The 22,732-nt window shown below is 71.1% G+C and carries 23 protein-coding genes; 13 read left to right on the top strand and 10 right to left on the bottom strand.

Features of this window, described 5'->3' with window-relative positions; translation table 11 throughout:
* Positions 1-5: 5 nt before the first annotated feature.
* The 10 genes from rapZ (at position 6) to F0L68_RS15350 (ending at position 8,358) form a co-directional block, all read left to right on the top strand.
* On the top strand, positions 6-863 hold the full coding sequence (gene rapZ, locus F0L68_RS15395) for an RNase adapter RapZ (protein ID WP_149850279.1): 858 nt from the start codon (positions 6-8) through the stop codon (positions 861-863).
* Positions 864-898: 35 nt separating this feature from the next.
* Entirely contained in the window at positions 899-1,897 is a 999-nt protein-coding gene (locus tag F0L68_RS15390; protein WP_149850278.1) for a gluconeogenesis factor YvcK family protein, read from the top strand.
* Positions 1,888-2,874, top strand: coding sequence for a DNA-binding protein WhiA (gene whiA, locus F0L68_RS15385; RefSeq protein ID WP_149850250.1), 987 nt, complete (start codon positions 1,888-1,890; stop codon positions 2,872-2,874). Before F0L68_RS15390 ends, whiA begins: the two co-directional genes overlap by 10 nt.
* Positions 2,875-3,302: 428 nt before the next feature.
* On the top strand, positions 3,303-3,773 hold the full coding sequence (locus F0L68_RS15380) for a hypothetical protein (protein WP_149850249.1): 471 nt from the start codon (positions 3,303-3,305) through the stop codon (positions 3,771-3,773).
* A 201-nt stretch (positions 3,774-3,974) separates the two neighbouring features.
* Complete coding sequence (gene gap, locus F0L68_RS15375) at positions 3,975-4,979, top strand: type I glyceraldehyde-3-phosphate dehydrogenase (protein WP_149850248.1); 1,005 nt, start codon at positions 3,975-3,977, stop codon at positions 4,977-4,979.
* An 8-nt stretch (positions 4,980-4,987) separates the two neighbouring features.
* Positions 4,988-6,193, top strand: a complete 1,206-nt coding sequence (locus F0L68_RS15370) for a phosphoglycerate kinase (protein WP_188316592.1) — start codon at positions 4,988-4,990, stop codon at positions 6,191-6,193.
* Positions 6,194-6,198: 5 nt separating this feature from the next.
* A complete protein-coding gene (gene tpiA, locus F0L68_RS15365; RefSeq protein ID WP_149850247.1) occupies positions 6,199-6,984 on the top strand; it encodes a triose-phosphate isomerase in 786 nt (261 codons plus the stop codon).
* Positions 6,985-7,086: 102 nt separating this feature from the next.
* On the top strand, positions 7,087-7,320 hold the full coding sequence (secG, locus tag F0L68_RS15360) for a preprotein translocase subunit SecG (RefSeq protein ID WP_149850246.1): 234 nt from the start codon (positions 7,087-7,089) through the stop codon (positions 7,318-7,320).
* A gap of 66 nt (positions 7,321-7,386) precedes the next feature.
* Entirely contained in the window at positions 7,387-7,734 is a 348-nt protein-coding gene (locus F0L68_RS15355; RefSeq protein ID WP_149850245.1) for an RNA polymerase-binding protein RbpA, read from the top strand.
* A gap of 96 nt (positions 7,735-7,830) precedes the next feature.
* Entirely contained in the window at positions 7,831-8,358 is a 528-nt protein-coding gene (locus F0L68_RS15350) for a DinB family protein (RefSeq protein WP_149850244.1), read from the top strand.
* Positions 8,359-8,367: 9 nt separating this feature from the next.
* On the opposite strand, the gene F0L68_RS15345 is transcribed toward F0L68_RS15350, so the two are convergent.
* The 9 genes from F0L68_RS15345 to tkt all read right to left on the bottom strand — a co-directional run bounded on the left by F0L68_RS15345 (position 8,368) and on the right by tkt (position 20,116).
* Entirely contained in the window at positions 8,368-9,564 is a 1,197-nt protein-coding gene (locus tag F0L68_RS15345) for a sensor histidine kinase (protein ID WP_223198816.1), read from the bottom strand.
* A 391-nt stretch (positions 9,565-9,955) separates the two neighbouring features.
* Entirely contained in the window at positions 9,956-11,068 is a 1,113-nt protein-coding gene (locus F0L68_RS15340) for a hypothetical protein (protein WP_223198815.1), read from the bottom strand.
* Between the two features lie 166 nt (positions 11,069-11,234).
* Positions 11,235-11,726: a GNAT family N-acetyltransferase gene (locus F0L68_RS15335; RefSeq protein WP_149850242.1), complete on the bottom strand. Its 492-nt coding sequence runs from the start codon at positions 11,724-11,726 to the stop codon at positions 11,235-11,237.
* A gap of 96 nt (positions 11,727-11,822) precedes the next feature.
* Positions 11,823-12,590 carry a 6-phosphogluconolactonase gene (pgl, locus tag F0L68_RS15330; protein ID WP_438672286.1) on the bottom strand — a complete coding sequence of 256 codons (768 nt, stop codon included), beginning with the start codon at positions 12,588-12,590 and terminating at the stop codon, positions 11,823-11,825.
* An 11-nt stretch (positions 12,591-12,601) separates the two neighbouring features.
* The gene (locus tag F0L68_RS15325; RefSeq protein WP_149850240.1) at positions 12,602-13,738 is read right to left on the bottom strand and encodes a glucose-6-phosphate dehydrogenase assembly protein OpcA; all 1,137 of its coding nucleotides are present in this window, start codon (positions 13,736-13,738) and stop codon (positions 12,602-12,604) included.
* Entirely contained in the window at positions 13,735-15,267 is a 1,533-nt protein-coding gene (gene zwf / locus F0L68_RS15320) for a glucose-6-phosphate dehydrogenase (RefSeq protein WP_149850239.1), read from the bottom strand. The genes F0L68_RS15325 and zwf overlap by 4 nt, the downstream gene beginning before the upstream one ends.
* Positions 15,264-16,895 (bottom strand): phosphoglucose isomerase-related protein, encoded by a 1,632-nt coding sequence (locus tag F0L68_RS15315; RefSeq protein ID WP_149850238.1) that lies wholly within the window; start codon positions 16,893-16,895, stop codon positions 15,264-15,266. The genes zwf and F0L68_RS15315 overlap by 4 nt, the downstream gene beginning before the upstream one ends.
* A 9-nt stretch (positions 16,896-16,904) precedes the next feature.
* Entirely contained in the window at positions 16,905-18,020 is a 1,116-nt protein-coding gene (tal, locus tag F0L68_RS15310) for a transaldolase (RefSeq protein WP_149850237.1), read from the bottom strand.
* A complete protein-coding gene (gene tkt, locus F0L68_RS15305) occupies positions 18,017-20,116 on the bottom strand; it encodes a transketolase (protein WP_149850236.1) in 2,100 nt (699 codons plus the stop codon). The genes tal and tkt overlap by 4 nt, the downstream gene beginning before the upstream one ends.
* Positions 20,117-20,496: 380 nt before the next feature.
* On the opposite strand from tkt, the gene F0L68_RS15300 reads away from it, so the two are divergent.
* Both F0L68_RS15300 and F0L68_RS15295 read left to right on the top strand, forming a co-directional pair.
* On the top strand, positions 20,497-21,420 hold the full coding sequence (locus F0L68_RS15300; RefSeq protein WP_149850235.1) for a heme o synthase: 924 nt from the start codon (positions 20,497-20,499) through the stop codon (positions 21,418-21,420).
* Between the two features lie 2 nt (positions 21,421-21,422).
* Positions 21,423-21,881, top strand: a complete 459-nt coding sequence (locus F0L68_RS15295) for an HIT family protein (RefSeq protein WP_223198814.1) — start codon at positions 21,423-21,425, stop codon at positions 21,879-21,881.
* A gap of 77 nt (positions 21,882-21,958) precedes the next feature.
* On the opposite strand, the gene F0L68_RS15290 is transcribed toward F0L68_RS15295, so the two are convergent.
* Entirely contained in the window at positions 21,959-22,270 is a 312-nt protein-coding gene (locus F0L68_RS15290; protein WP_149850234.1) for a putative quinol monooxygenase, read from the bottom strand.
* 92 nt (positions 22,271-22,362) lie between these two features.
* On the opposite strand from F0L68_RS15290, the gene F0L68_RS15285 reads away from it, so the two are divergent.
* Entirely contained in the window at positions 22,363-22,677 is a 315-nt protein-coding gene (locus F0L68_RS15285; RefSeq protein ID WP_149850233.1) for an ArsR/SmtB family transcription factor, read from the top strand.
* Positions 22,678-22,732: the final 55 nt, after the last annotated feature.

Here is a 22,732-nt window from a genome sequence, read left to right as displayed (position 1 = left end):
CGGGGATCGAGGTCGCGGTGGTCACCGGTCTGTCCGGGGCCGGCCGGAGCACGGCAGCCAAGTGTCTCGAGGACCTCGGCTGGTTCGTGGTGGACAACCTGCCGCCCGAGCTGATCGCCACGATGGTGGAGCTGGGCGCGCAGGCGCGCGGCGCGATCACCAGGGTCGCCGTCGTCATGGACGTGCGCAGCCGCGCGTTCACCGAGGACCTGGCCGCCATCATCAAGGACCTCGACGCGCGGGGCTACAAGCCGCGCGTGCTGTTCCTCGAGGCGACCGACGACGTGCTGATCCGCCGGTTCGAGCAGGTCAGGCGCGGCCACCCGATGCAGGGCGACGGCAGGCTCGCCGACGGCATCAAGGCGGAGCGGCACCTGCTGACCCCGCTGCGCGAGGAGGCCGACCTGGTGCTGGACACCTCGTCGCTGTCGGTGCACCAGCTGCGCGCCAAGATCGAGGACACCTTCGGCTCCGAGTCGACCACCCGCACGCGCGTCACCGTGCTGTCCTTCGGCTACAAGTACGGGCTGCCGATGGACGCCGACCTGGTGATGGACGTGCGGTTCCTGCCGAACCCGTTCTGGATCCCCGAGCTGCGCGAACAGACCGGCCTCGACTCCGAGGTGCGCAACTACGTGCTCAGCCAGGAGGGCGCCGAGGAGTTCCTCGACCGCTACCACGAGCTGCTGCGGCTGATCGGCGCCGGCTACCGGCGTGAGGGCAAGCGGTACCTGACCCTCGCGGTCGGCTGCACCGGCGGCAAGCACCGCAGCGTGGCGATCTCCGAGGAGCTGTCCAGCCGGTTGGCCACCGAGGACGGCATGGCGGTCAAGGTCGTGCACCGCGATCTGGGGCGAGAGTGACGGCAGCGCTTCCGGGCACGGGTCCGGACGGTTCGCTGCGGGCCGTCGCGTTGGGCGGCGGGCACGGGCTCCAGGTCACGCTCGGCGCGTTACGGCGGATCACGCCGGACATCACCGCGGTGGTGACGGTCGCCGACGACGGCGGGTCCTCCGGCAGGCTGCGGCGCGAGCTCGGCCTGCTGGCGCCCGGCGACCTGCGCAAGGCGCTGGCCGCGCTCGCCTCAGACGACGACGGCGGGCAGCTGTGGAGCCGCGTGTTCGAGCACCGCTTCGGCGGCACCGGGGCGCTGGCCGGGCACGCCGTCGGCAACCTGGTGCTGGCCGGCCTGCTCGAGGTGCTCGGCGACCCGGTCGAGGTGCTCGACCAGGCCTGCCGGCTGCTCGGCGTGCGCGGCAGGGTGCTGCCGATGAGCAACGAGCCGGTGGACATCGAGGCCGACGTGATCGGCCTCGACGAGGACACCGCCTCGGTGCGGCGGATCCGCGGCCAGGTGGCCGTGGCCACCACGCCAGGGTTGGTGCAGCGGATCAGGCTGCACCGGGCGGGTCGGCCCGGTGTCCCGCCGCGCGGCTGCCCGCAGGCCGTGCGGGCGGTGCTGGAGGCGGACGTGGTGCTGCTCGGGCCGGGCTCCTGGTTCACCAGCGTGCTGCCGCACCTGCTCGTGCCGGAGCTGCACGAGGCGTTGGTGCAGACCTCGGCCAAGAAGGTCGTCGTGCTCAATCTGGTCCCCCAACCGGGTGAAACCGCCGGTTTCTCACCGGAGCGTCATCTGGACGTACTCTGCGAGCACGCGCCGGAGCTTCGCGCGGACGCGGTGATCGCTGACCTGGACTCGGTCCCGACTCCCGACCGGTTAGGCACGGCCGCCGCGGCGCTCGGGGCGAGGGCGCACCTGGCCAGGATCGCGGCGGCGGGCACGCCGGAACGGCATGATCCGGATGCGCTGGCGCGGTGTCTGTCGCGCGCGCTGCGGGAACAACCAGAACTGAGCAGTACTTACCCCGTAGAGGGAGAGGAGGACGCATGGCGATGACCGCCGCGGTCAAGGACGAGCTGAGCCGTCTGGCCGTGTCCAAGACCTGTTGTCGCCGCGCCGAGGTCTCCTCGTTGCTGAGGTTCGCCGGCGGCCTGCACATCGTGGCCGGCCGCGTCGTGGTGGAGGCCGAGCTCGACGCCGGTGCGGCGGCGCGGCGGCTACGCAAGGAGATCCACGAGCTGTTCGGGCACCACTCCGACGTGCACATGATCACCTCGGGCGGGCTGCGCAAGGGCACCAGGTACGTGGTGCGGGTCGTCAAGGATGGCGAGGGCCTGGCACGGCAGACCGGCCTGCTCGACCCGCGCGGCCGGCCGGTGCGCGGCCTGCCCGCCCCGGTGGTCTCCGGCGGCGTCTGCGACTCCGAGGCGGCCTGGCGCGGGGCGTTCCTCGCGCACGGGTCGCTCACCGAGCCGGGTCGCTCGTCCGCGCTCGAGGTCACCTGCCCAGGGCCGGAGGCGGCGCTGGCGCTGGTCGGAGCCGCGCGGCGGCTGGGCATCCAGGCGAAGTCGCGCGAGGTGCGCGGCGCGGACCGGGTGGTCGTGCGCGACGGCGACGCCATCGGCGCCATGCTGACCAGGCTCGGCGCGCACGACAGCGTGATGGCCTGGGAGGAGCGCCGGATGCGCCGCGAGGTGCGCGCCACGGCGAACCGGCTGGCCAACTTCGACGACGCCAACCTGCGCCGGTCCGCCCGCGCCGCGGTCGCCGCGGCGGCCAGGGTGGAGCGGGCGCTCGAACTGCTCGGGCCCGGCGCGCCGGACCACCTCGTCGCGGCGGGTGAGCTGCGGCTGGCGCACCGGCAGGCGTCGCTCGAGGAGCTCGGCCAGCTGTCCGACCCGCAGATGACCAAGGACGCGGTGGCCGGCCGGATCCGTCGGCTGCTCGCCATGGCCGACAAGCGGGCCAGGGAGCTCGGCATGCCGGACACCGAGTCGGCGGTCACGGCCGAGATGCTGGAGGCCGAGGGCTGAGTTCCCGGCTGGGTCGTTCGGCCGGGTCACCGAGGGGCACGCGCGGTTTGTCACGCAGGGTGCCGGCGGGCGGTCGGCCCGATCTGTACTGTCGGTGGTGAGTCGCCCGTTCCGCTGGGGTCCCCGAGAGGGTGATGACCTGGCCTGAGCCGACCGGGTGGTTTCCCCGTCGCAGCGTCGCGCCAACGGGGAGGGGCCAGGCCGCTGTGATCGGGCATTACCCCGCGTGTGCATATCCGCCATGCACCGCAGGGGCCGTCCCACCCGCTCCGCGCGTGGCCAGCGGTGATGTTCCGCTGAAGCCTTGGTCTTGTGGTCGACACCGGCGTCCGGCAGGGCCGGGTCGGCCACGGAGGATCTCGGTGGGGCCGAGGTGTACCCCGAACCCTCGGCTCCACCGGGCCGGCTTTGGCAGGAGCGTCGCGGTCATGAACGGACCAAGAGACAGATCAGAACCAGCCGATGGGTCCGGTGGGCGCGGCGGTGACCTCGACCGGCTCAGGGTGGCGGGCGAGGAGTACGGGCAGCGTTGGGGCTGGCGGACCGCCGTCGACGGCGGCGTCCTGTACCTGCTGCTGCCGGACAACCTGGTCGCGATGGTGGCCAGGGTCGGCACGGCGGGGGAGATCCTCGGGCTGTTGGCCCGGCGCAACCTGGAGGGCCCGGTCATCGCCGTGCCCGGCGACCCCGAACGGTGGGTGTTCCTCGCCGACCGGGCCGCCACGCCGCCCGGCACCGCCGTCGCGCCGGTCGGGGTCGACCTGATCGACACGAAGGTGTCGCTGCCGCCGAGCACTACTCCGTACGGCGGTGTCCGTTGGGTTCGGCCGCCGAGCGCGCACCGCCGCGTCCCCGACCTGCTGGTTGTGCTCGCGGCCGCGCGGCTCACGCTCAGTTGACCTTGCCGCAACAAGGTCTAGACCAAAGTGGCTGGTAGTAGCCCTGCTCACATTTCCGATGGGCTGATTCGATAAAGAAAATCGGCGGCCCCTCTGACCAGCGCAAGGCTCTGCCGCTAGGGTGGAAACGGGTAGTCCAGGTAACTCCCGAGACCACTAACGCTCCCGGCATGACCGGGTCGAGCCATGAGGAGAGACACCGTGACGGTTCGCGTAGGTGTCAACGGCTTCGGCCGCATCGGACGCAACTTCTGGCGCGCTGTTCAGGCCAGTGGGCACGACATCGAAATCGTCGCCTTCAACGACCTCGGCGACGTGGCGACGATGGCTCACCTGCTCAAGTACGACAGCGTGCTTGGCAAGCTCGCCGCGGACGTCCGGGTGAGCGATGAGGGCATCGAGGTCGACGGCAAGACCATCAAGGCGCTCGCCGAGCGCGACCCGGGCAAGCTGCCCTGGAAGGACCTCGGCGTCGACGTCGTCATCGAGTCCACCGGCTTCTTCACCAACGCCGCCGACGCCCGTAAGCACGTGGACGAGGGCGGCGCGAAGAAGGTCATCATCTCCGCGCCGGCCAAGGGCGAGGACCTCACGGTCGTCCCCGGCGTCAACACCGACCAGTACGACGGTTCGCAGACGGTGATCTCCAACGCCTCCTGCACCACGAACTGCCTCGCGCCGCTGGCCAAGGTCCTGCACGACGCGTTCGTCATCGAGAAGGGCCTGATGACGACGATCCACGCCTACACCCAGGACCAGAACCTCCAGGACGCGCCGCACAAGGATCTGCGCCGCGCCCGCGCCGCCGCGATCAACATCGTGCCGACCAGCACCGGTGCGGCCAAGGCCATCGGCCTGGTGCTGCCGGAGCTCAAGGGCAAGCTGGACGGCTACGCGCTGCGCGTGCCGGTGCCGACCGGCTCGGCGACCGACCTCACCGTGACCGTGGGCCGCGAGACCACCGTCGAGGAGGTCAACGCGGCCTACCAGGCGGCGGCCGAGGGTGCGCTCAAGGGCATCCTGACCTACAACGTCGACCCGATCGTTTCCAGCGACATCGTCGGCGACCCGGCGTCCTGCATCTACGACGCGCCGCTGACCAAGGTCATCGGCAACCAGGTCAAGGTCGTCGGCTGGTACGACAACGAGTGGGGCTACTCCAACCGCCTCGCCGACCTCACCGCGCTCGTCGCATCGAAGCTCTGAGGCGGACTGTGAAGACTCTCGACGATCTGATCGCCGAGGGTGTCTCGGGTCGGCGCGTACTCGTGCGCGCCGACCTGAACGTCCCCCTCGACGGCAGCAGGATCACCGACGACGGGCGGGTCCGCGCGTCGCTGCCCACCATCACGGCACTGACCGGCGCCGGTGCCAGGGTCGTCGTCGCGGCCCACCTCGGCCGCCCCAAGGGCGAGCCGGACCCGGCCTTCTCACTCGCGCCGGTGGCCGCCCGCCTCGGCGAGCTGCTCGGCGCCGACGTGGCGCTGGCCGGTGACGTGGTCGGCGAGTCGGCGAAGGCCACCGTGGCCGCGCTGACCGACGGCTCGGTGGCGCTGCTGGAGAACATCCGCTTCGACGCGCGCGAGACGAGCAAGGACGAGGCCGAGCGGTCCGCGTTGGCCGACGACCTCGCCGCGCTGGTCGGCGCGGACGGCGCGTTCGTCTCTGACGGTTTCGGTGTGGTGCACCGGAAGCAGGCGTCGGTCTACGACGTGGCGACCAAGCTGCCGCACTACGCAGGCGGCCTGGTGCTCGCCGAGGTCGAGGTGCTGCGCAGGCTCACCGAGGACACGGCCCGGCCCTACGTCGTCGTGCTCGGCGGCGCGAAGGTCTCCGACAAGCTCGGCGTGATCGCCAACCTGCTGGCCAAGGTCGACCGCCTGCTCATCGGCGGCGGCATGGCCTACACGTTCCTCAGGGCCCAGGGCCACGAGGTCGGCAAGTCGCTGCTCCAGGAGGACCAGCTGGAGCAGGTCGCCGGCTTCCTCGCCGAGGCCGAGAAGCGCGGCGTCGAGCTGGTGCTGCCGGTCGACGTGCTGGCGGCCACCGGGTTCGCCGAGGACGCCGACTACGAGACGGTCCCCGTCGACGCGATCCCGGCGGACCGGATGGGCCTGGACATCGGCCCGCGCACGTGCGAGCTGTTCGTCAGCAAGCTGGCTGACGCGAAGACGGTGTTCTGGAACGGCCCGATGGGCGTGTTCGAGTTCCCGAGGTTCGCCAGGGGCACCAACGCCGTCGCGAGCGCGCTGGTCGAAAGCGACGCGTTCAGCGTCGTCGGCGGCGGCGACTCGGCCGCGGCGGTCCGGCTGCTCGGCCTGCCGGAGGACGGTTTCTCGCACATCTCGACCGGCGGTGGCGCATCCCTGGAGTTCCTGGAAGGCAAGGAACTTCCCGGCGTCGCGGTATTGGAGAGCTGAACACCATGGCCCGTCTGCCGCTGATTGCCGGCAACTGGAAGATGAACCTCAACCACCTCGAGGCCATCGCGCTGACCCAGAAGATCGCCTTCTCCCTGCCGGAGAAGTACTTCGCCAAGGTCGAGGTGACCGTCCTGCCGCCGTTCGTCGACCTGCGCAGCGTGCAGACGCTGTGCGACGGCGACAAGCTGCTGCTCAAGTACGGCGCGCAGGACCTGTCGCCGCACGACTCCGGCGCCTACACCGGGGACGTGTCCGGCGCGATGCTGGCCAAGCTCGGGTGCAGCTACGTGGTCGTCGGCCACTCCGAGCGCCGCGAGTACCACGCGGAGGACGACGACCTCGTCAACCGCAAGGTGCGCGCCGCGCTCAAGCACGGCGTCACGCCGATCCTGTGCGTCGGCGAGAAGATCGAGGTGCGCGAGCAGGGCGAGCACGTCGGCCACTGCAACAACCAGCTCATCGCGGCCCTCAAGGGGCTCAAGGCGGAGCAGGTGTCGAACGTGGTCGTGGCCTACGAGCCGGTGTGGGCCATCGGCACCGGGAAGGTCGCCACCTCGGCCGACGCGCAGGAGGTGTGCGCGGCCCTGCGGGCGGCGCTCGCCGAGAAGTACGGCGCGGAGGTCGCGGACTCGGTGCGGATCCTCTACGGCGGTTCGGTGAAGTCGGGCAACATCAGCGAGCTGGTCAAGCAGCGCGACATCGACGGCGCGTTGGTCGGTGGCGCGAGCCTGGACGGTGACGAGTTCTCGAAGCTGTGCGCGCTCGCCGCCGGTGGGCCCTTGCCCTGACCAGGCCTGATCTGTTCCCATTCGTTCTGATCCACACGGCGCTCCACGGTCGGCGTTCGACCCGGTACGCTGTGGCGTCAACCGCCCGACAGCGAGGATGAGATGAAGCTGTTCCTACAGATCCTGTTGATCGTCTCCAGTGTGCTGCTGGTGCTGTTGGTACTGCTGCACCGTGGCCGGGGAGGCGGGCTGTCCTCGCTGTTCGGTGGCGGCATGCAGTCGAGCCTGTCCGGCTCGAGCGTCGTCGAGAAGAACCTGGACCGCCTCACGCTGTTCTGTGCCGCGGTCTGGCTGATCTCCATCGTGGGGATTGGGTTGCTGGTCAAGCTCGGATAGGTGTCCGTCATGCTGATGAGTCAGTCGAGGACTAGCGGCAACCACTTGGTGGGGGTGTAACGGTCGATGGCTGGTGGTAACGCGATTCGCGGTACCCGCGTCGGCGCAGGCCCGATGGGTGAGTCGGAGCGCGGCGAGTCCGCGCCGAGGCATCGGGTTTCGTACTGGTGCGCCAACGGGCACGAGTCGCGCCCGTCCTTCGCGGTGGACGCGGACGAGCCCGAGGTGTGGGACTGCCCGAGGTGTGGGTTTCCTGCGGGGCGGGACGAGCAGAGCCCGCCGGCTCCGCCGCGTAACGAGCCGTACAAGACACACCTGGCCTACGTGAAGGAGCGGCGCTCCGACGCGGACGGCCAGGCGATCCTGGACGAGGCGCTCACCAAGCTGCGCAGGCAGCGCGAGGGCGACTTCTAACCGAACAACGAACACCGTTTCCGGGGTCACCGCACCGCTTTCGTCGCGATGTGGTGACCCCGGAAATGGTTTGTGCCGGCAGTTATCGTCACCGTTATGGCGCAACCTTCTTCTGACGAACTGTTGAGCACCACCGACGAGCGGGCCATGCTCGAGGGCTTCCTCGACGAGTACCGGGCCGTGATCGTGGCCAAGGTGCGCGGCGTGTCCGAGCAGGACGCCCAGCGCAGGCTGGTGCCCTCGATGACCACGCTCGCCGGCCTGGTGAAGCACCTGCGGTGGGTCGAGCAGTCCTGGTTCCAGCGTGGCATCGCCCAGCGGCCCGCCGCCGACGTGCCGGTGCCGCCCTATACCGACGACGACCCCGACGGTGACTTCCGGGTGGAGCCGGGGGAGACCGTCGAGCAGCTGATCGCCGACTACGAGCGCGAGTGCGCGCGATCCCGCACGGCGGGCGCAGGCCGCGCGCTCACCGACCTCGTCCCGCACCCCCGCCACGGCGACATCACGGTGCGCTGGATCTACGTGCACATGATCGAGGAGACCGCGCGGCACGCGGGCCACGCCGACATCCTCAGGGAGCTGATCGACGGCTCGACCGGCGACGGCGACCTGCCGTCCTGACGCGGCTGGTCAGGCCGGTTCGTCCGACGGCGGGTACAACGCCGGGAACACGGCCCTGACCAGGTAGCCGCCGTCCGTGGTCGGGCCGGCGTGCAGGGTGCCGCCGAGCAGCGCGGCGCGCTCCCGCAGCCCGACCAGCCCGTGGCCGCCCGACGGCAGCGTGCCGAGCGAGAGCAGGGTCGCGGACAGCGCGGTCGGCTGGCGGCGCGGCCGGTCGTTGCGGACCTCGACCAGCACGGTGTTGTTCTCGGAGTAGACGCGCACCGTGGCGATCGAGCCCTGGGCGTGCTTGCGGATGTTGGTCAGCGCCTCCTGCACGGTCCGGTAGACCGCCGCGGAGATGGCGTTGGCCAGGTCGAGCGGCGCGACCTGGATGGTCAGCGAGGCCGTCACGCCCGCGGTCTGCACCAGCTCCGGCAGCTCCGCCAACCCCGGCTGCGGGTCGTCGGCGTCCTCGGTGCGCAGCACGCCGACGAGCTGCCGCAGCTCGTCCAGCGTGCGGCTGCTGAGTTCCCGGATAGTGCCGGCGACCTTCCGCGACTCCGGGTCCTCCGCGGCCATCCGCAGCGCCCCCGCCTGCATCGCGATCAGGCTCACCTGGTGCGACACCAGGTCGTGCATCTCCCGCGCCAGCCTGGCGCGCTCCTCGGCGCGGATCGCGTGTGCGTGGAAGCGCCGCTCCCGCTCCCGGCTGTCGGCCAGCTCGGAGATGCGGTTGAACAGCTCCTGCCGCGCCGAGGCCAGCAGCGCGAGCCCGATCGGCATGCCGACCACGAAGCAGGCGTAGATGCCGTCCAACGCGTGCTCGCGCCAGGTCTGGCCGGCGAAGTCGTCCAGCGGCCAGCGGGTGAACCGGCAGATCCACACGAGCACCGCGCCGACGATGGTCTGCCAGCCGAGCAGCCTGCGGCGCGCCAGGGTGGCCAGCGCGATCATCGCGGTCAGCTCGGCCCAGCCTGCGAGGAAACCAGGCACGGCGATGAGCACCACGGTGAACGGGAAGCGCCTGCGCACCGCGAGCGCGAGGCAGGCGACGGCGGACAGCACGATCGAGTAGGGCTGGGCCTTGGGCGGGATGACGAGCCAGACGTCGAGAGCGCCGATCACCATCGCGAGCAGGTCGACGGCGAACTGGCGCTGGCGGGTGAGCACCGACCACCGGCTCTCGGCGGCGCGCCTCACCCTGTCCGTGGCCCTCGCTGTCATGCCACCGACCGGAAGCCTCTCGACAACCAGGATCCGACCTCCACTGTTGACCGCCCGCCGTGGAATACCGTACTGCGATCGGGTGGTGGTGGGCAGCCTAGACCTGCCGCGTGGCCTGCTGCGACGCCAGAACCGGGCGGACCTGGCGGGGGCCGCGTCCTGCTCCTCCAGCGTCCGGTTCGGCTGGTCGGCCACCTCGTCGGGCATGGAGCCCCCTAAGTCGGGTCGTGCTCTCAGGCGTCGCCTGCCTGATCGAGACATCGGAACACGCCGTCCGGGACGTTTCCGGATCCAGAACTGTGCGTTCGCACATCGAGGAGCGCGACGACCGCCGTGGTGGGCACGATGCTCGGCAAGCCCGTACCCACCACGGCGGGCAAACGCAACCGGCTCAACCCCGGTGGCAGACCCGGCAGGCGCCTCGCCTGCGCAGGTAGTAGGCGAGGGTCGCCGCGCCGAGCGCCGCGCCCCACACCATCCACAGCATCGCCGGGTAGGTGGTGCCCCAGCCCTGCGGCTGGTTCCAGCCCCTGATGGCCATGACGCCCGCGGGGATGAGCACCACCGACATGACCGCCGCCGGCACGATCGCCGTGGCGAGGCCGACCGGCCTGCCCGCCCTGAACCAGACCCACCTCGGCCAGACCTCGCCCCAGCGGGCCACCAGGCCGTGCGTCAGCACGCCGCCGAGCACCGAGCCGATGGCCATGGACAGGCCGATCGTGAGCATCCCCCTGGTGTCCTGCATCTCCTTCAGGAAACCTGGTGTGATGCCGAGCGGGTAGCCGAAGTACCAGGCCAGCCTGGTTGTCTCGTACGGGACGGTGGACAGCAGGGCGATCCGGACCGCCCAACGTCCCCACCTCGCGGCCGCCTCTGGCGTGGTCCAGGCGGGCGTGGTCCGGGCGGAAGCCTTGCCGCCCCGTCCGCACCGCACGCACAGGCCCCTTGAGCGCCGTTGGTAGACGAGAGTCGCGCCGGCCCACAGGATTCCGCCGACGAACACGATGATCAGGTTGTCCCGGTGCCAGTAGAGGATGTTGCCCAGGTCGTGCTGCTCCCCGGGCACCCCGGTGAAGGCGAACACCACGAGCACCGGCGCGAACACCACCACGGCCACCAGCGTGTAGTCCGGGATCGCCAGGGCGAACGCGATCGCCTGCGCCCAGCCGACCGCCAGCAACAGCACCCGGACCCGGCCGCTGCCACGTCGGCGCACCATCAGCACTCCGGCGACCACCCCGGCGAGGCAGACGGCCGCGAGCACCGGCGCGACCACCTCGGCCCGGCTCGACTCCAGGACGGACCCGGAGGCGCGGTTGTCGGCGACCGTGCCGAACGGGTAGCCCGCGCCGCCGAGCGCCCACCACAGCGACGCCGCGCCGTAGAGGAGCGACCACCCGATGGCCAGGGGACCGACCCAGCCCGGCCAGCCCGACCACCAGCGGCGTCGGTCCACGGTCTTCGCTGACGTGCTTTCCTTGACCTGCCCCGAATTCCCCATCGCCCTGCTCCCTCGCGTAGCCCCGAGACGGGACTTTCCTGATACACCAAGGATTCCGGGCCGATGGGTGGCGGTGTATCCGCCGATGAGCAGAGATCGGGCGGGTGGTTCGGTCGGCGCGGCGGGGCGGCGGGGATGTCCATCTGCCGATCGGCAGATCTTTGTGTCAGAGCGGCAGGGCCAGCAGGGCCACCCGCTTGGTGTCGTTCTCCGTGTGCTGTTCGCCGACGGAGCGGAAGCCGCGGCGCTCGTGGAAGCACATCGACCCCGGGTTCGGCGGCCGCACGTTGACCTCGCACGTCACCCGGCCGGCGCCGAGCGCCCGCGCCCGCTCGGTCACCGCGTCGTACAGCACGCCGCCGACCCCGGCGCCGCGCCGCGACTCGGCGACCACGACGCGGTCCACGTAGAGGAAGTCCTGGTAGCGCCCGGAAAACCACCGGTAGTTCTGGCTCTCGTAGGGCAGGCCGGGGGAGAGGGCCAGCACGAAACCGGCCACCTCGTCGCCGTCCACCGCCACCAGCGCCACCGCCGCCCCCGCGACCAGCTCGGCGAGCTGGTCGCGGGTGAGTTCGTTGACGGAGGGGACCGCGCCGTTGTTGAGGACGAGAACGCCGTCGAGGTCCCGGTCGTCGATCGCCCGCGTGCTGGTGGTCATGCGCACATCATGATCCACCGACGCCGTTGCCGCCGCCCCGAACAGCACAGCGCCCCTCCCCGGCGAGGCCGGGAAGGGGCGACGATCGTGCGGGACTCACGCCTGCCGCGACGTGCGCTCCTCTGACACCTTCGCGGCGGCGCCCGCGTCCAGCAGCCACAGCGTGCGGCGCTGGCCGCGCGCCCCGGCCGCGGGCAGTGCCACCTCGCCGGCACCGCCGAAGACCGACGCCACGGCGTCGGCCTTCGACTCGCCGGTGGTCATCAGCCACACCTGCACCGACCTGCGGATCGCCGGCAGGGTCAGGCTGACCCTGGTCGGGGGCGGCTTCGGGCAGTCGCGCACCGCGACCACCGTCCGCTCGGTCTCGTGCACGGCGGGGGAGTCGGGGAAGATCGAGGCGGTGTGCCCCTCCTCGCCGACCCCGAGCAGGCACACGTCGAAGGCGGGCACCGAGCCGTCACCCTCGGCCTGCGCGGCGGCGGCGGCCAGCACGTCCGCGTAGGCGTCGGCGGCGGCGTCGGGGTCGTCCCCGAACCTGCCGTCGGACGGCTCAACGACGTGCACCCGCTCCGGCGACACCGGCACGTGGTCCAGGAATGCCGCCCTGGCCTGGGTCTCGTTGCGGTCCGGATGCCCCGAGGGCAGGAACCGCTCGTCGCCCCAGTACAGGTCCACCCTGGACCAGTCGACGGCGTCGCGGGCCGGGCTGTCCCGCAGGTGCGCCAGCACGGCCGTGCCGGTGCGCCCGCCGGTGAGAACCAGCGACGCCGACCCGCGCGCCGCCTGGGCGTCCACCAGCGCGGTCACCAGCCGGGCCGCCGCGGCGGCGGCCAACAGGTCGCCGTCGCGGTGCACCACCATCTCGGACTGGATCACGTGCCGGCCTTGACCCGGCGAGCCGGCTTGGGCTCCGGCTTCGCCTTCGCCGCGCTGCCGTTCGGGGACGCGGCGGCCCCCGTCGACGGCTTGGCCGCCTTGGCCGCGGCCGGCTTCGCCGCGGGCTTGGCCGTGGCCTTCGCCGTCGCGGCGACCGGCTTCGCGGTCGCTGTGGCGGCCTTGGCCGCGGCGGGCTTGCGCGCCGCCACGGTCTTGGTGCGGACGACCTTGGACAGCGACTTGAGGGTCGCCTCGTAGATCTCGTCCGCGTCCAGCCGCCGCAGCTCCTCGGACAGGCAGTCCTGCACCTCGCGCCGGTGCAGCGCCACCCGCCGCTCCGGCTGGCCAGGCTGGGTCAGGATGCCGATCTTGCCGTCCGGCCGGTGCAGCTCCACGTTGCCCGACTTGCGTTCCAGCACCACGGAGACGATGCCCTGTCCCGAGGTCGTCTTCGAGCGCTTGACCGGGATGCGCAGGCACCAACCCAGCCAGGCCGCGAGCAGGTCGGTCGACGGCGAGTCGGCCTCCCCGGTGACCTCGGCGTCGGTGACCTTGTCGAACGGCGCCAGATCGAGCGCGGCGGCCAGCTGGGTCCGCCAGGTGGTCAGCCGCGTCCAGGCCAGGTCGGTGTCGCCGTCCGCGTAGGACTTCTGCCGGTGCTCGAGCGCCTTGATCGGGTTCTTCTCCGCGGCCGAGTCGGTGATCCGCCGGTGGGCCAGCTCGCCGATCGGGTCCTTCGCCGGCACCGCGGGAGCCTCGAACGGCCACCACGCCACCACGGGGGCGTCGGGCAGCAGCAGCGGGATCACGCAGCTCGCACCCTCGTCGGCCAGCGGGCCGTAGAGCCGCAGCACCACGACCTCGCTCGCGCCGGCGTCGCCGCCGACACGGATCTGGGCGTCCAGTCGCGGGGCGGCCTTGCGGGCCCCCTTCGCGACCACGATCACCCGGCACGGGTGCAGGCGGCTGGCGTCGTTCGCCGCGTCGACCGCCTCCTCCGTGCGGGCCCCGTCATCGGTCACGATCACCAGGGTGAGGACGCGGCCGAGCGCGACGGCTCCGCCGCGCTCCCTGACCTCCACGAGCTTGTTGTTGACCTGTGAGGTCGTGGTCGAGGGCAGGTCAATGATCACGGACGCCTCCAGTGTCGACCGGTACGGGCCATCATCTCGTCGGCCGAGGTCGGACCCCAGGTGCCGGCCCGATACTTTTCAGGGACGCCCTTGGACGCCCACTGCTTCAGAACCGGGTCGATGATCTCCCAGGACCGCTCGACCTCGTCGTTGACGGGGAACAGCGAAGGCTCGCCGAGCAGCACGTCCAGCAGCAGCCGCTCGTAGGCCTCCGGCGAGGACTCGGTGAACGCGTGCCCGTAGCCGAAGTCCATCGTGACGTCGCGGACCTCCATGGTGTTGCCTGGCACCTTGGAGCCGAACCGCATCGTCACGCCCTCGTCCGGCTGCACCCGGATCACCAGAGCGTTCTGCCCGAGCTCCTCGGTCGCGGTCGAGTCGAAGGGCAGGTGCGGGGCCTGCTTGAAGACGACGGCGATCTCGGTGACCCTGCGCCCGAGCCGCTTGCCGGTGCGCAGGTAGAACGGCACACCGGCCCACCGGCGGGTGTTCACGTCCATCTGCATGGCCGCGAAGGTCTCCGTCTTGGAGTCCTTGGCGAAGCCGCCCTCCTCCAGCAGACCGGGCACCTTCTGGCCGCCCTGCCAGCCGCCGACGTACTGACCGCGCGCGGTCGTCTCGTCGTAGGGAGAGGCCGCGGTGGTCGCCGAGAGGACCTTGATCTTCTCGGCGTGCAGGTCGCCGGGGTGGAAGGAGACGGGCTCCTCCATCGCGGTCAGCGCGAGCAGCTGGAGCAGGTGGTTCTGGATGACGTCCCGAGCCGCGCCGATGCCGTCGTAGTACCCGGCGCGACCGCCGAGGCCGATGTCCTCGGCCATGGTGATCTGCACGTGGTCGACGTAGTTGGCGTTCCAGATCGGCTCGAACAGCTGGTTGGCGAAGCGCAGCGCCAGGATGTTCTGGACCGTCTCCTTGCCGAGGTAATGGTCGATACGGAAGACCGAGTCCTCGGGGAACACCTCGTTGACGATCTTGTTGAGCTGCCGCGCGCTGGTCAGGTCGTGCCCGAACGGCTTCTCGATGACCACCCGGCGCCACTGGTCCGGGTTCTGCGCGGACAGGCCCGAGCGCGCCAGCTGCCGGCACACCACCGGGAACGCGCCCGGCGGGATGGACAGGTAGAACGCGTGGTTGCCGCCGGTGCCCCTGACCCGGTCGAGGTCCTGGATGGTGGCGACCAGGTTGTCGAACGCCTCGTCGTCGTCGAAGCTGCCCGACACGAACCGGAAGCCCTCGGCCAGCTGGTCCCAGACCTCCTGCCGGAACGGCGTGCGCGCGTGCTCCTTGACCGCGTCGAGCACGACCTGGCCGAAGTCCTGGCTCTCCCAGTCGCGCCTGGCGAAGCCGGTCAGCGCGAAGCCCGGCGGCAGCAGCCCCCGGTTGGCCAGGTCGTAGATGGCCGGCATGAGCTTCTTGCGGGACAGGTCGCCGGTCACGCCGAAGATCACCAGGCCGCACGGGCCTGCGATCTTGGGCAGCCGCTTGTCCCGCTCGTCGCGCAGCGGGTTACGCCAGTGCGTCCTCGTCATCGACCTACCTCCTGGGCCGAAACCTCTTGGGCAGCCCGCACGACGTGGGCAAGGCCGGCGACCCGGTCGGTGAGGTGCAGCCGCAGCACCGGGCGGCCGTGCTCGGCCAGCACCTGGCCGTCGCCGAGCGCCTGGGCGTGCTGGAGCGTGCCGAGGTCGTACGGCCTGCCTGGCACCTCGACGGTGACCTCGGAGTCGCCGGTCAGCTGGAGGAACACCCCGTTCTGGTGGCCGCCCTTGTGGTACTGCCCGGTGGAGTGCAGGAACCTCGGGCCCCAGCCGAAGGTGGTCTGCAAGCCGGTGCGGCGGGCCAGCTCGGGCCGCAGCACGGCCGTCGAGGCGTCGTCGAGCCGGTCCAGGTACGCCTGCACCGCGACGTAGCCCGCGGCGGGCGCCTGCGCGACCAGCGCGCGCAGCGCGTCGGCCACGGTCGAGGTTCCGGCGGGCAGCCAGTCACCCGAGGCGTGCACCTCGACCGGGCCGTCCACGAAGGACGGCGCGGACTCGGTCGACTGCGGCGCGTCCAGCAGGGACCTGGCGGCCTTCTTGGCTGCCTCCACGTCCGGCTGGTCGAACGGGTTGATGCCGAGCACCCTGCCGACCAGCGCGGTGGCGTACTCCCACAACAGGAACAGGCCGCCGAGCGAGCCCGCGGTGGCCACCGCCGCGTTGCCCTGCGCCGGGCCGATCGCCACCGGGGTGGCGTCGGAGCCAGCGTCGACGAAGCCGGGGGCGTCCGGGCCCTCGACCGCGACCGGCAGCAGGCCGGTGCCGTTCTTGCCGGTGGACTCGGCGATCAGCTGCTCAGCCCAGTCCGGGAAGCCCTTGACGCCGGAGCCGGTGTCGGCCAGCACGACCTTCTCCGCGCCGTGCGCGTGCGCGGCGCCGAGCACCGCGGCCAGCAGCACGGCCGGGTTGTCGTCCGCGTCCTTGGCCAGCTCCTCGGACGCCTGCGCGGCGCCGTCGAGCAGCGCGGCGATGTCCGCGCCAGCCAGCCCGGCCGGCACGAGGCCGAACGCGGTCAGCGCCGAGTAGCGGCCGCCGACGTGCGGGTCGGCGGTGAAGACCTTGCGGTAGCCCGCTTCCGTGGACGCCGCCTCCAGCGGGGAGCCGGGGTCGGTCACCACCACGATGCGGGAGGCCGCGTCGATGCCCTCGTCGGTGAAGGCCTTCTCGAAGATCCTGCGGTGGCTGTCGGTCTCGACGGTGCCACCGGACTTCGAGGAGACCACCAGCACCGTGCGGTGCAGGTCGCCGGCGAGCGCGTCGGCCACCTGCGCGGGGTCGGTGGTGTCCAACACGACCAGCGGCACGCCCGCGGTCGCGGTGATCACCTCGGGCGCGAGCGAGGAGCCGCCCATGCCGGCCAGCACCACGCGGTCGACGCCGTCGGCGTGCAGCGCGGCACGCAGCTCGGCGATCTGCGCGACCAGCGGACGCGAGGTTTCGTGCAGCGTCGTCCAGGACAGCCGGATGGCCGCCTCGGACTCGGCGTCAGGACCCCACAGGGTGGGGTCGGCGGCCGTCAACTTGCTTGGCACGGCCGCACCGACCAGGTCGGCGACGATGGCGTCGACCTGGTCGGTGTTGGGGCTGTGCACGATCTCGACGGAGATCATGTCGCTCATCGTCGGAGTTCAGCCCTTCGCTTGATCCAACTGCGCGGTCACGGTGTCCAGGAGCTCGGTCCAGGACTTCTCGAACTTCTCCACGCCCTCGCTCTCCAGCACGGCGTAGACATCGTCGATGTCGATGCCGGCCTCGGTGAGCGAGTCGAAGACCTGCTTGGCCTCCGATGCCTTGCCCGCCACGGTGTTGCCGTGGATGTCGCCGTGGTCGGCGACCGCGTGCAGCGTCTTCTCCGGCATGGTGTTGACCACGCCGTCGCCGACGAGCTCGTCCACGTAGCGGGTGTCCGGGTAGGCCGGGTCCTTGACGCCGGTCGAGGCCCACAGCGGGCGCTGCGGGTTCGCGCCGGCCTCGGCGAGCGCGCCCCACCGGTCGCCGTCGAAGACGTCCTCGAAGGCGCTGTAGGCGAGCCGCGCGTTGGCGATGGCCGCCTTGCCGCGCTGCGCGTGCGCCGCCGGGGTGTCCAGCGCGTCGATCCGCTTGTCCACCTCGCTGTCCACCCTGGACACGAAGAACGACGCGACCGAGTGGACCGAGGCCAGGTCGTGGCCGTTCTCCTTGGCCTGCTCAAGGCCGGCGAGGAACGCGTCCATGACGTCGCGGTAGCGGTCGACGGAGAAGATCAGCGTCACGTTCACGCTGATGCCCTCGGCCAGCACCCTGGTGATCGCCGGCAGGCCCTCGACGGTCGCCGGGATCTTGACCATCAGGTTGGGCCGGTCGACGGTCTTCCACAGGTCGAGCGCCTCGGCGACGGTGCGCTCGGTGTCGTGCGCGAGCCTGGGGTCCACCTCGATGGACACCCGGCCGTCGAGACCGTCGGTGCGCTCCCAGGTGCCGCGGAACACGTCGCAGGCGTTGCGCACGTCGGTGGTGGTGATCTCCCGCACCGCGGCGTCGACCGACGCGCCCCGCGCGGCCAGCTCGCGCACCTGCTCGTCGTAGGACGCGCCGTTGGACAGCGCGCCCGCGAAGATCGTCGGGTTGGTCGTCACGCCGACCACGTGGCTGTTCTCGATCAGGTCGACGAGGTTGCCGGTGGTCAGGCGCTGCCTGGACAGGTCGTCCAGCCAGATCGAGACGCCGGCCTCGCTCAGCGCGGCCAGCGGGTTGTTGTCGCTCACTTGTTTCCCTCCACTCGCGCGATGCTCCTGCGAGCCGCCTCGACGACGTGCTCGGCGGTGAACCCGAACTCCCGGAACAGGGTCAGGTAGTCGGCGGACGCGCCGAAGTGCTCGATCGAGACGATCTCGCCAGCGTCGCCGACGAACCGGTGCCACGGCAGGGCGATGCCCGCCTCGACGGCGACCCTCGCCTTCACCGACGCCGGAATGACCTGCTGCCGATAGGCCTCGTCCTGCGCGTCGAACCACTCCACGCTGGGCATCGAGACCACGCGCGTGGCAACGCCGTCGGCCTCAAGGATCTTCCTCGCCTCGACCGCGAGCTGAAGCTCGGAGCCGGTGGCGATGAGCACGACCTGCGGCTCGCCGGTGGACGCCTCGGCCAGCACGTAGCCGCCCTTGGCGACGCCGTCGGCGTCGGTGCCCTCGAGCGTCGGCAGGTTCTGCCTGGTCAGCGCGAGGCCGACCGGCGCGTCGTGCTGTTCGAGGATCGCCTTCCACGCGGCGGCCGTCTCGTTGGCGTCGCCGGGCCGCAGCACGACGAGGCCGGGGATGGCGCGCAGCGCGGCGAGGTGCTCGATCGGCTGGTGCGTCGGGCCGTCCTCGCCGAGGCCGATGGAGTCGTGCGTCCACACGTAGGTGACCGGCAGCTTCATCAGCGCGGCGAGCCGGACCGCCGGGCGCATGTAGTCGCTGAACACCAGGAACGTGCCGCCGTAGGGGCGGGTCGGGCCGTGCAGCGCGATGCCGTTGAGGATCGAGCCCATCGCGTGCTCGCGGATGCCGAAGTGCAGCGTGCGGCCGTACGGGTTGGCCTTCCACTCCCTGGTGGAGGTGTCCGTCTGGCCGAACGAGTCGGCGCCCTTCATCGTGGTGTTGTTGCTCTCGGCCAGGTCGGCCGAGCCGCCCCACAGCTCGGGCAGCACGTCGGCCAGCGCGTTGAGCACCTCGCCGGACGCCTTGCGGGTCGCGACGCCCTTGGGGTCGGCCTCCCAGGTGGGCAGCTTCTCGGCCCAGCCGGCCGGCAGCTCGTGCGCGGAGGTCCGGTCCAGCAGCGCCTTGCGCTCCGGGTTGGCCTGCGCCCACGCGTCGAACGCGCCCTGCCACTCCTGGTGCGCCAGCTTGCCCCGGGCACCGACCTCGCGGGCGTGCGCCAGCACCTCGTCGTCGACCTGGAAGGTGCGCGCCGGGTCGAAGCCGAGGATCTCCTTGACCTTGGCGATCTCGTCCTCGCCGAGCGCGGCGCCGTGCGCCTTGCCGGTGTTCATCTTGGTCGGCGCCGGGTAGCCGATCACCGTGCGCAGCACGATGAACGACGGGCGCTCGGTCTCGGCCTTCGCGGCCTCCAGCGCGGCGAGCAGGCCGGCCACGTTCTCGCCGCCCTCCACGCGCTGGACGTGCCAGCCGTAGGCCTCGTACCGCTTGGCGGTGTCCTCGGACAGCGCGATCGCGGTGTCGTCCTCGATGGAGATCTGGTTGTCGTCGTAGACGACGGTCAGGTTGCCAAGCCGCTGGTGACCGGCGATGGAGGACGCCTCGGAGGTCACGCCCTCCTCGATGTCGCCGTCGGAGGCGATCACGTAGATCTGGTGGTCGAACGGGCTGGTGCCCGGCGCGGCGTCCGGGTCGAACAGGCCGCGCTCGCGGCGGGCGGCGATGGCCATGCCGACTGCGGAGGCCAGGCCCTGGCCGAGCGGCCCGGTGGTGATCTCCACGCCGGCGGTGTGACCGTGCTCGGGGTGCCCGGGGGTCTGGGAACCCCAGGTCCGCAGCGCCTTGAGGTCGTCGAGCTCCAGGCCGTAGCCGGACAGGAACAGCTGGAGGTACAGCGTCAGGCTGGAGTGACCGCAGGACAGCACGAAGCGGTCGCGGCCAATCCAGTTCGGGTCGCTCGGGTCGTGCCGCATGGCGCGCTGGAACAGCGCGTACGCGGTCGGCGCGAGACTCATGGCGGTCCCGGGGTGACCGTTGCCCACCTTCTGCACGGCGTCGGCGGCGAGTACCCGGATCGTGTCGACAGCGCGCTTGTCGAGCTCGGTCCAGTCCTCGGGCAGGTTGGCCTCGGTCAGCCGGGTGAGGTCGTCGGTGACGGACACGGACACAGCTCCCACTCTCAGATAGCGCGGGGGACCGTAGGCGGTGGATGGGGCGACCACGGGGCGTCATCTCGATCGATCACGATGCCCGCCGCGTATCGCCGCCGTTCTTTCCGCTTGGCCCGGCCCGCTATGTTCTCCTCGTCCGCCGGTCAGCCTAGTCCTGGCTGGCCCAGCGCGTGATCTCAGTGTTCGCGATTGGGTGATGGTGTGACCTAGATCAGACTCTGGGTGACCGCGCAGGCCCCTGACGCTGCGCGATTGTGGGACGCGGTTACCATCAGTTCGGCGTTCGGTACCGATGTGTGGTGCCTTGGCCGAATTTCCGATTTGAGCCTTAGGAGTGCGATGTCCTCGGTGAGCGCTGCGCTGGTGCTGTCGTGAGCGCCGTTCTCGAAGCTCCCGCGCGAGGGCCGCGCCAGGTCGTCCGGTCCTATGTGGCCCTGACCAAGCCGCGCGTCATCGAACTCCTGCTGGTGACGACCATTCCGGCGATGCTGCTCGCCAAGCACGGGCTGCCGCCGCTGTGGTTGATCGCCTGCACGCTGACCGGCGGCACGCTGGCCGCGGCCAGCGCGAACTCGCTCAACTGCTTCGTCGATGCGGACATCGACGCGGTGATGAAGCGCACCAAGGCGCGGCCGCTGGCCAGCCACGAGGTGACGCCGCGCAACGCGCTCATCTTCGGCATCGCGCTCGGCGTCATGTCGTTCGGGTTCCTGTGGATCACCACGAACCTGTTGGCCGCCGGGCTGGCCGTGGCGACCATCCTGTTCTACATCTTCGTCTACACGCTGGTGCTCAAGCGCCGGACCTCGCAGAACATCGTGTGGGGCGGCGCGGCGGGCTGCATGCCCGTGGTGATCGGCTGGTCGACCGTGACCGGCAGCGTGCAGTGGCCCGCGTTCGTGATGTTCGCGGTGATCTTCTTCTGGACGCCGCCGCACACCTGGGCGCTGGCCATGAAGTTCAAGGACGACTACGCCAGGGCGGGCGTGCCGATGCTGCCCGTGGTGGCGACGGCGGCGCAGGTCGGTCGGCAGATCGTCATCTACTCCTGGCTGACGGTCGCGGCGACGCTCGCGCTGGCCCCGGCGACCAGCTGGATCTACCCGGCGGTGGCGGCGCTGGCCGGCGTGTGGTTCCTGGTGTTCGCGCACCGGCTGCACGCGGCGATGCGCAGTGGCGAGAACACCAACACGATGAAGTTCTTCCACCTGTCCAACAGCTACCTGTCGCTGGTGTTCGTGGCGCTGGCCGTCGACGCGGTGATCGGCCTTCCGGTGCTCGGCTGGCCGTTCTGACCGTGGGCGCGGAGGGCTGTTTCAGCTGCGCCAACAACGATCGGTTCGACGAGCTGCCGGCGAGCGAGCTGGTCGCGACCGACGAGCACTGGCGGGTCGCGCGCGCGATCAACACCGCGCTGCCCGGCTGGCTGGTGTTGGTGCCGCGTCGGCACGTGACGACCCTCGCCGAGCTCACCGACGCGGAGGCCGCCGGACTCGGGCTCTGGCAGATCCGCCTGTCGCGCGCCCTGCACGCGGTCACGGGCTGCGTGAAGACCTACGTCGTGCAGTTCGCCGAGGCAGCGGGGTTCGCGCACGTGCACTTCCACGTCGTTCCGCGCCCACCCGAGCTGCCCGAGGAGCTGCGCGGGCCCCGGGTGTTCGGGCTGCTCGGCCGCCCCGAGGCCGAACACGTGCCGGCCGGGCTGGCCGACGAGTTGGCAGGGCGGTTGCGTGCTCATCTCCTCGCCCAGGCCTGACCCGTCCTGACCGGATTCCCGACCTACAGTGCGTGGCACGGACATGAGCGCGTTCAACCTGCGCCGCGCGGACTGACTCAGGCGGCCTGCCCAGGGTAGGGGCTCTGCATGGTCACGAAGCGGATGTCCAGGTCTGTTTCCAGGTAGTCCATCCGTCGCTGCCAGAACTCCCGCATGTGCGGGAGCGCGAGGTGTCGGTCCAGGTCCGCTTCGGAGCGCCACACCTCGTAGAACACGAAGACGTCGGGGTTCTGCGTGTCGGTGTGGAAGTGGTACTCCAGACAGCCTTCCTCGGCGCGGGTCGGTTCGACGAACGACAGCAGCAGCTCGCGCAGCTCCTCGACGCGATCCGGCCTGGGGCGGGCGAAACCGACGAGCGAGTAGGTCATGGTTGTTCCTCCGAGGTAAGGCAATGTTCGTACCTCGGACGGTAGGCGCGAACTGAGGTAAGATGCAAATCGAACCTTTGGAGGTGCGTGCCGTGCCGGACGAGGAGGGGCATCCTTCCCGCGACGAGATCGAGCTGGGCCGAGTGCTCGCCGCGCTCGCGGATCCGTTGCGCCGCAGCGTGATCCGCGAGCTGGCAGCCGAGCCGGACGGGACCGCACGGACCTGTAGCTCGTTCGGCCTGCCGGTGTCCAAGGCGACGCTGACGCACCACTTCCGGGCGCTGCGCGAGGCCGGACTGATCCGGCAGGTCGACCGGGGCAACAGCAGGATGGCCACGCTGCGCCGGGACGACGTCGAGACGCTGTTCCCCGGGCTGCTCGCCATCCTGCGTGCCGAGCAACCCTAGTCTTCGGTCACCCGCCGGGAACGGTGCTGCGGCAACGACTTCCCGGCTCAGTGAT

Source organism: Solihabitans fulvus, from assembly GCF_008386585.1.
GTDB classification, from domain to species: domain Bacteria; phylum Actinomycetota; class Actinomycetes; order Mycobacteriales; family Pseudonocardiaceae; genus Solihabitans; species Solihabitans fulvus.
The sequence above is the reverse complement of the archived record's forward strand: the minus strand, read 5'-3'. Positions and strand labels throughout refer to the sequence as shown.

Coding starts and splice junctions, on each gene's coding strand:
- F0L68_RS15315 (WP_149850238.1), bottom strand. CDS start 16,895: ATGAGCGACATGATCTCCGTCGAGATCGTGCACAGCCCCAACACCGAC.
- F0L68_RS15380 (WP_149850249.1), top strand. CDS start 3,303: ATGAACGGACCAAGAGACAGATCAGAACCAGCCGATGGGTCCGGTGGG.
- F0L68_RS15355 (WP_149850245.1), top strand. CDS start 7,387: ATGGCTGGTGGTAACGCGATTCGCGGTACCCGCGTCGGCGCAGGCCCG.
- secG (WP_149850246.1), top strand. CDS start 7,087: ATGAAGCTGTTCCTACAGATCCTGTTGATCGTCTCCAGTGTGCTGCTG.
- whiA (WP_149850250.1), top strand. CDS start 1,888: ATGGCGATGACCGCCGCGGTCAAGGACGAGCTGAGCCGTCTGGCCGTG.
- F0L68_RS15350 (WP_149850244.1), top strand. CDS start 7,831: ATGGCGCAACCTTCTTCTGACGAACTGTTGAGCACCACCGACGAGCGG.
- tpiA (WP_149850247.1), top strand. CDS start 6,199: ATGGCCCGTCTGCCGCTGATTGCCGGCAACTGGAAGATGAACCTCAAC.
- pgl (WP_438672286.1), bottom strand. CDS start 12,590: ATGGTGGTGCACCGCGACGGCGACCTGTTGGCCGCCGCCGCGGCGGCC.
- zwf (WP_149850239.1), bottom strand. CDS start 15,267: ATGACGAGGACGCACTGGCGTAACCCGCTGCGCGACGAGCGGGACAAG.
- F0L68_RS15345 (WP_223198816.1), bottom strand. CDS start 9,564: ATGACAGCGAGGGCCACGGACAGGGTGAGGCGCGCCGCCGAGAGCCGG.
- F0L68_RS15340 (WP_223198815.1), bottom strand. CDS start 11,068: ATGGGGAATTCGGGGCAGGTCAAGGAAAGCACGTCAGCGAAGACCGTG.
- F0L68_RS15335 (WP_149850242.1), bottom strand. CDS start 11,726: ATGACCACCAGCACGCGGGCGATCGACGACCGGGACCTCGACGGCGTT.
- F0L68_RS15290 (WP_149850234.1), bottom strand. CDS start 22,270: ATGACCTACTCGCTCGTCGGTTTCGCCCGCCCCAGGCCGGATCGCGTC.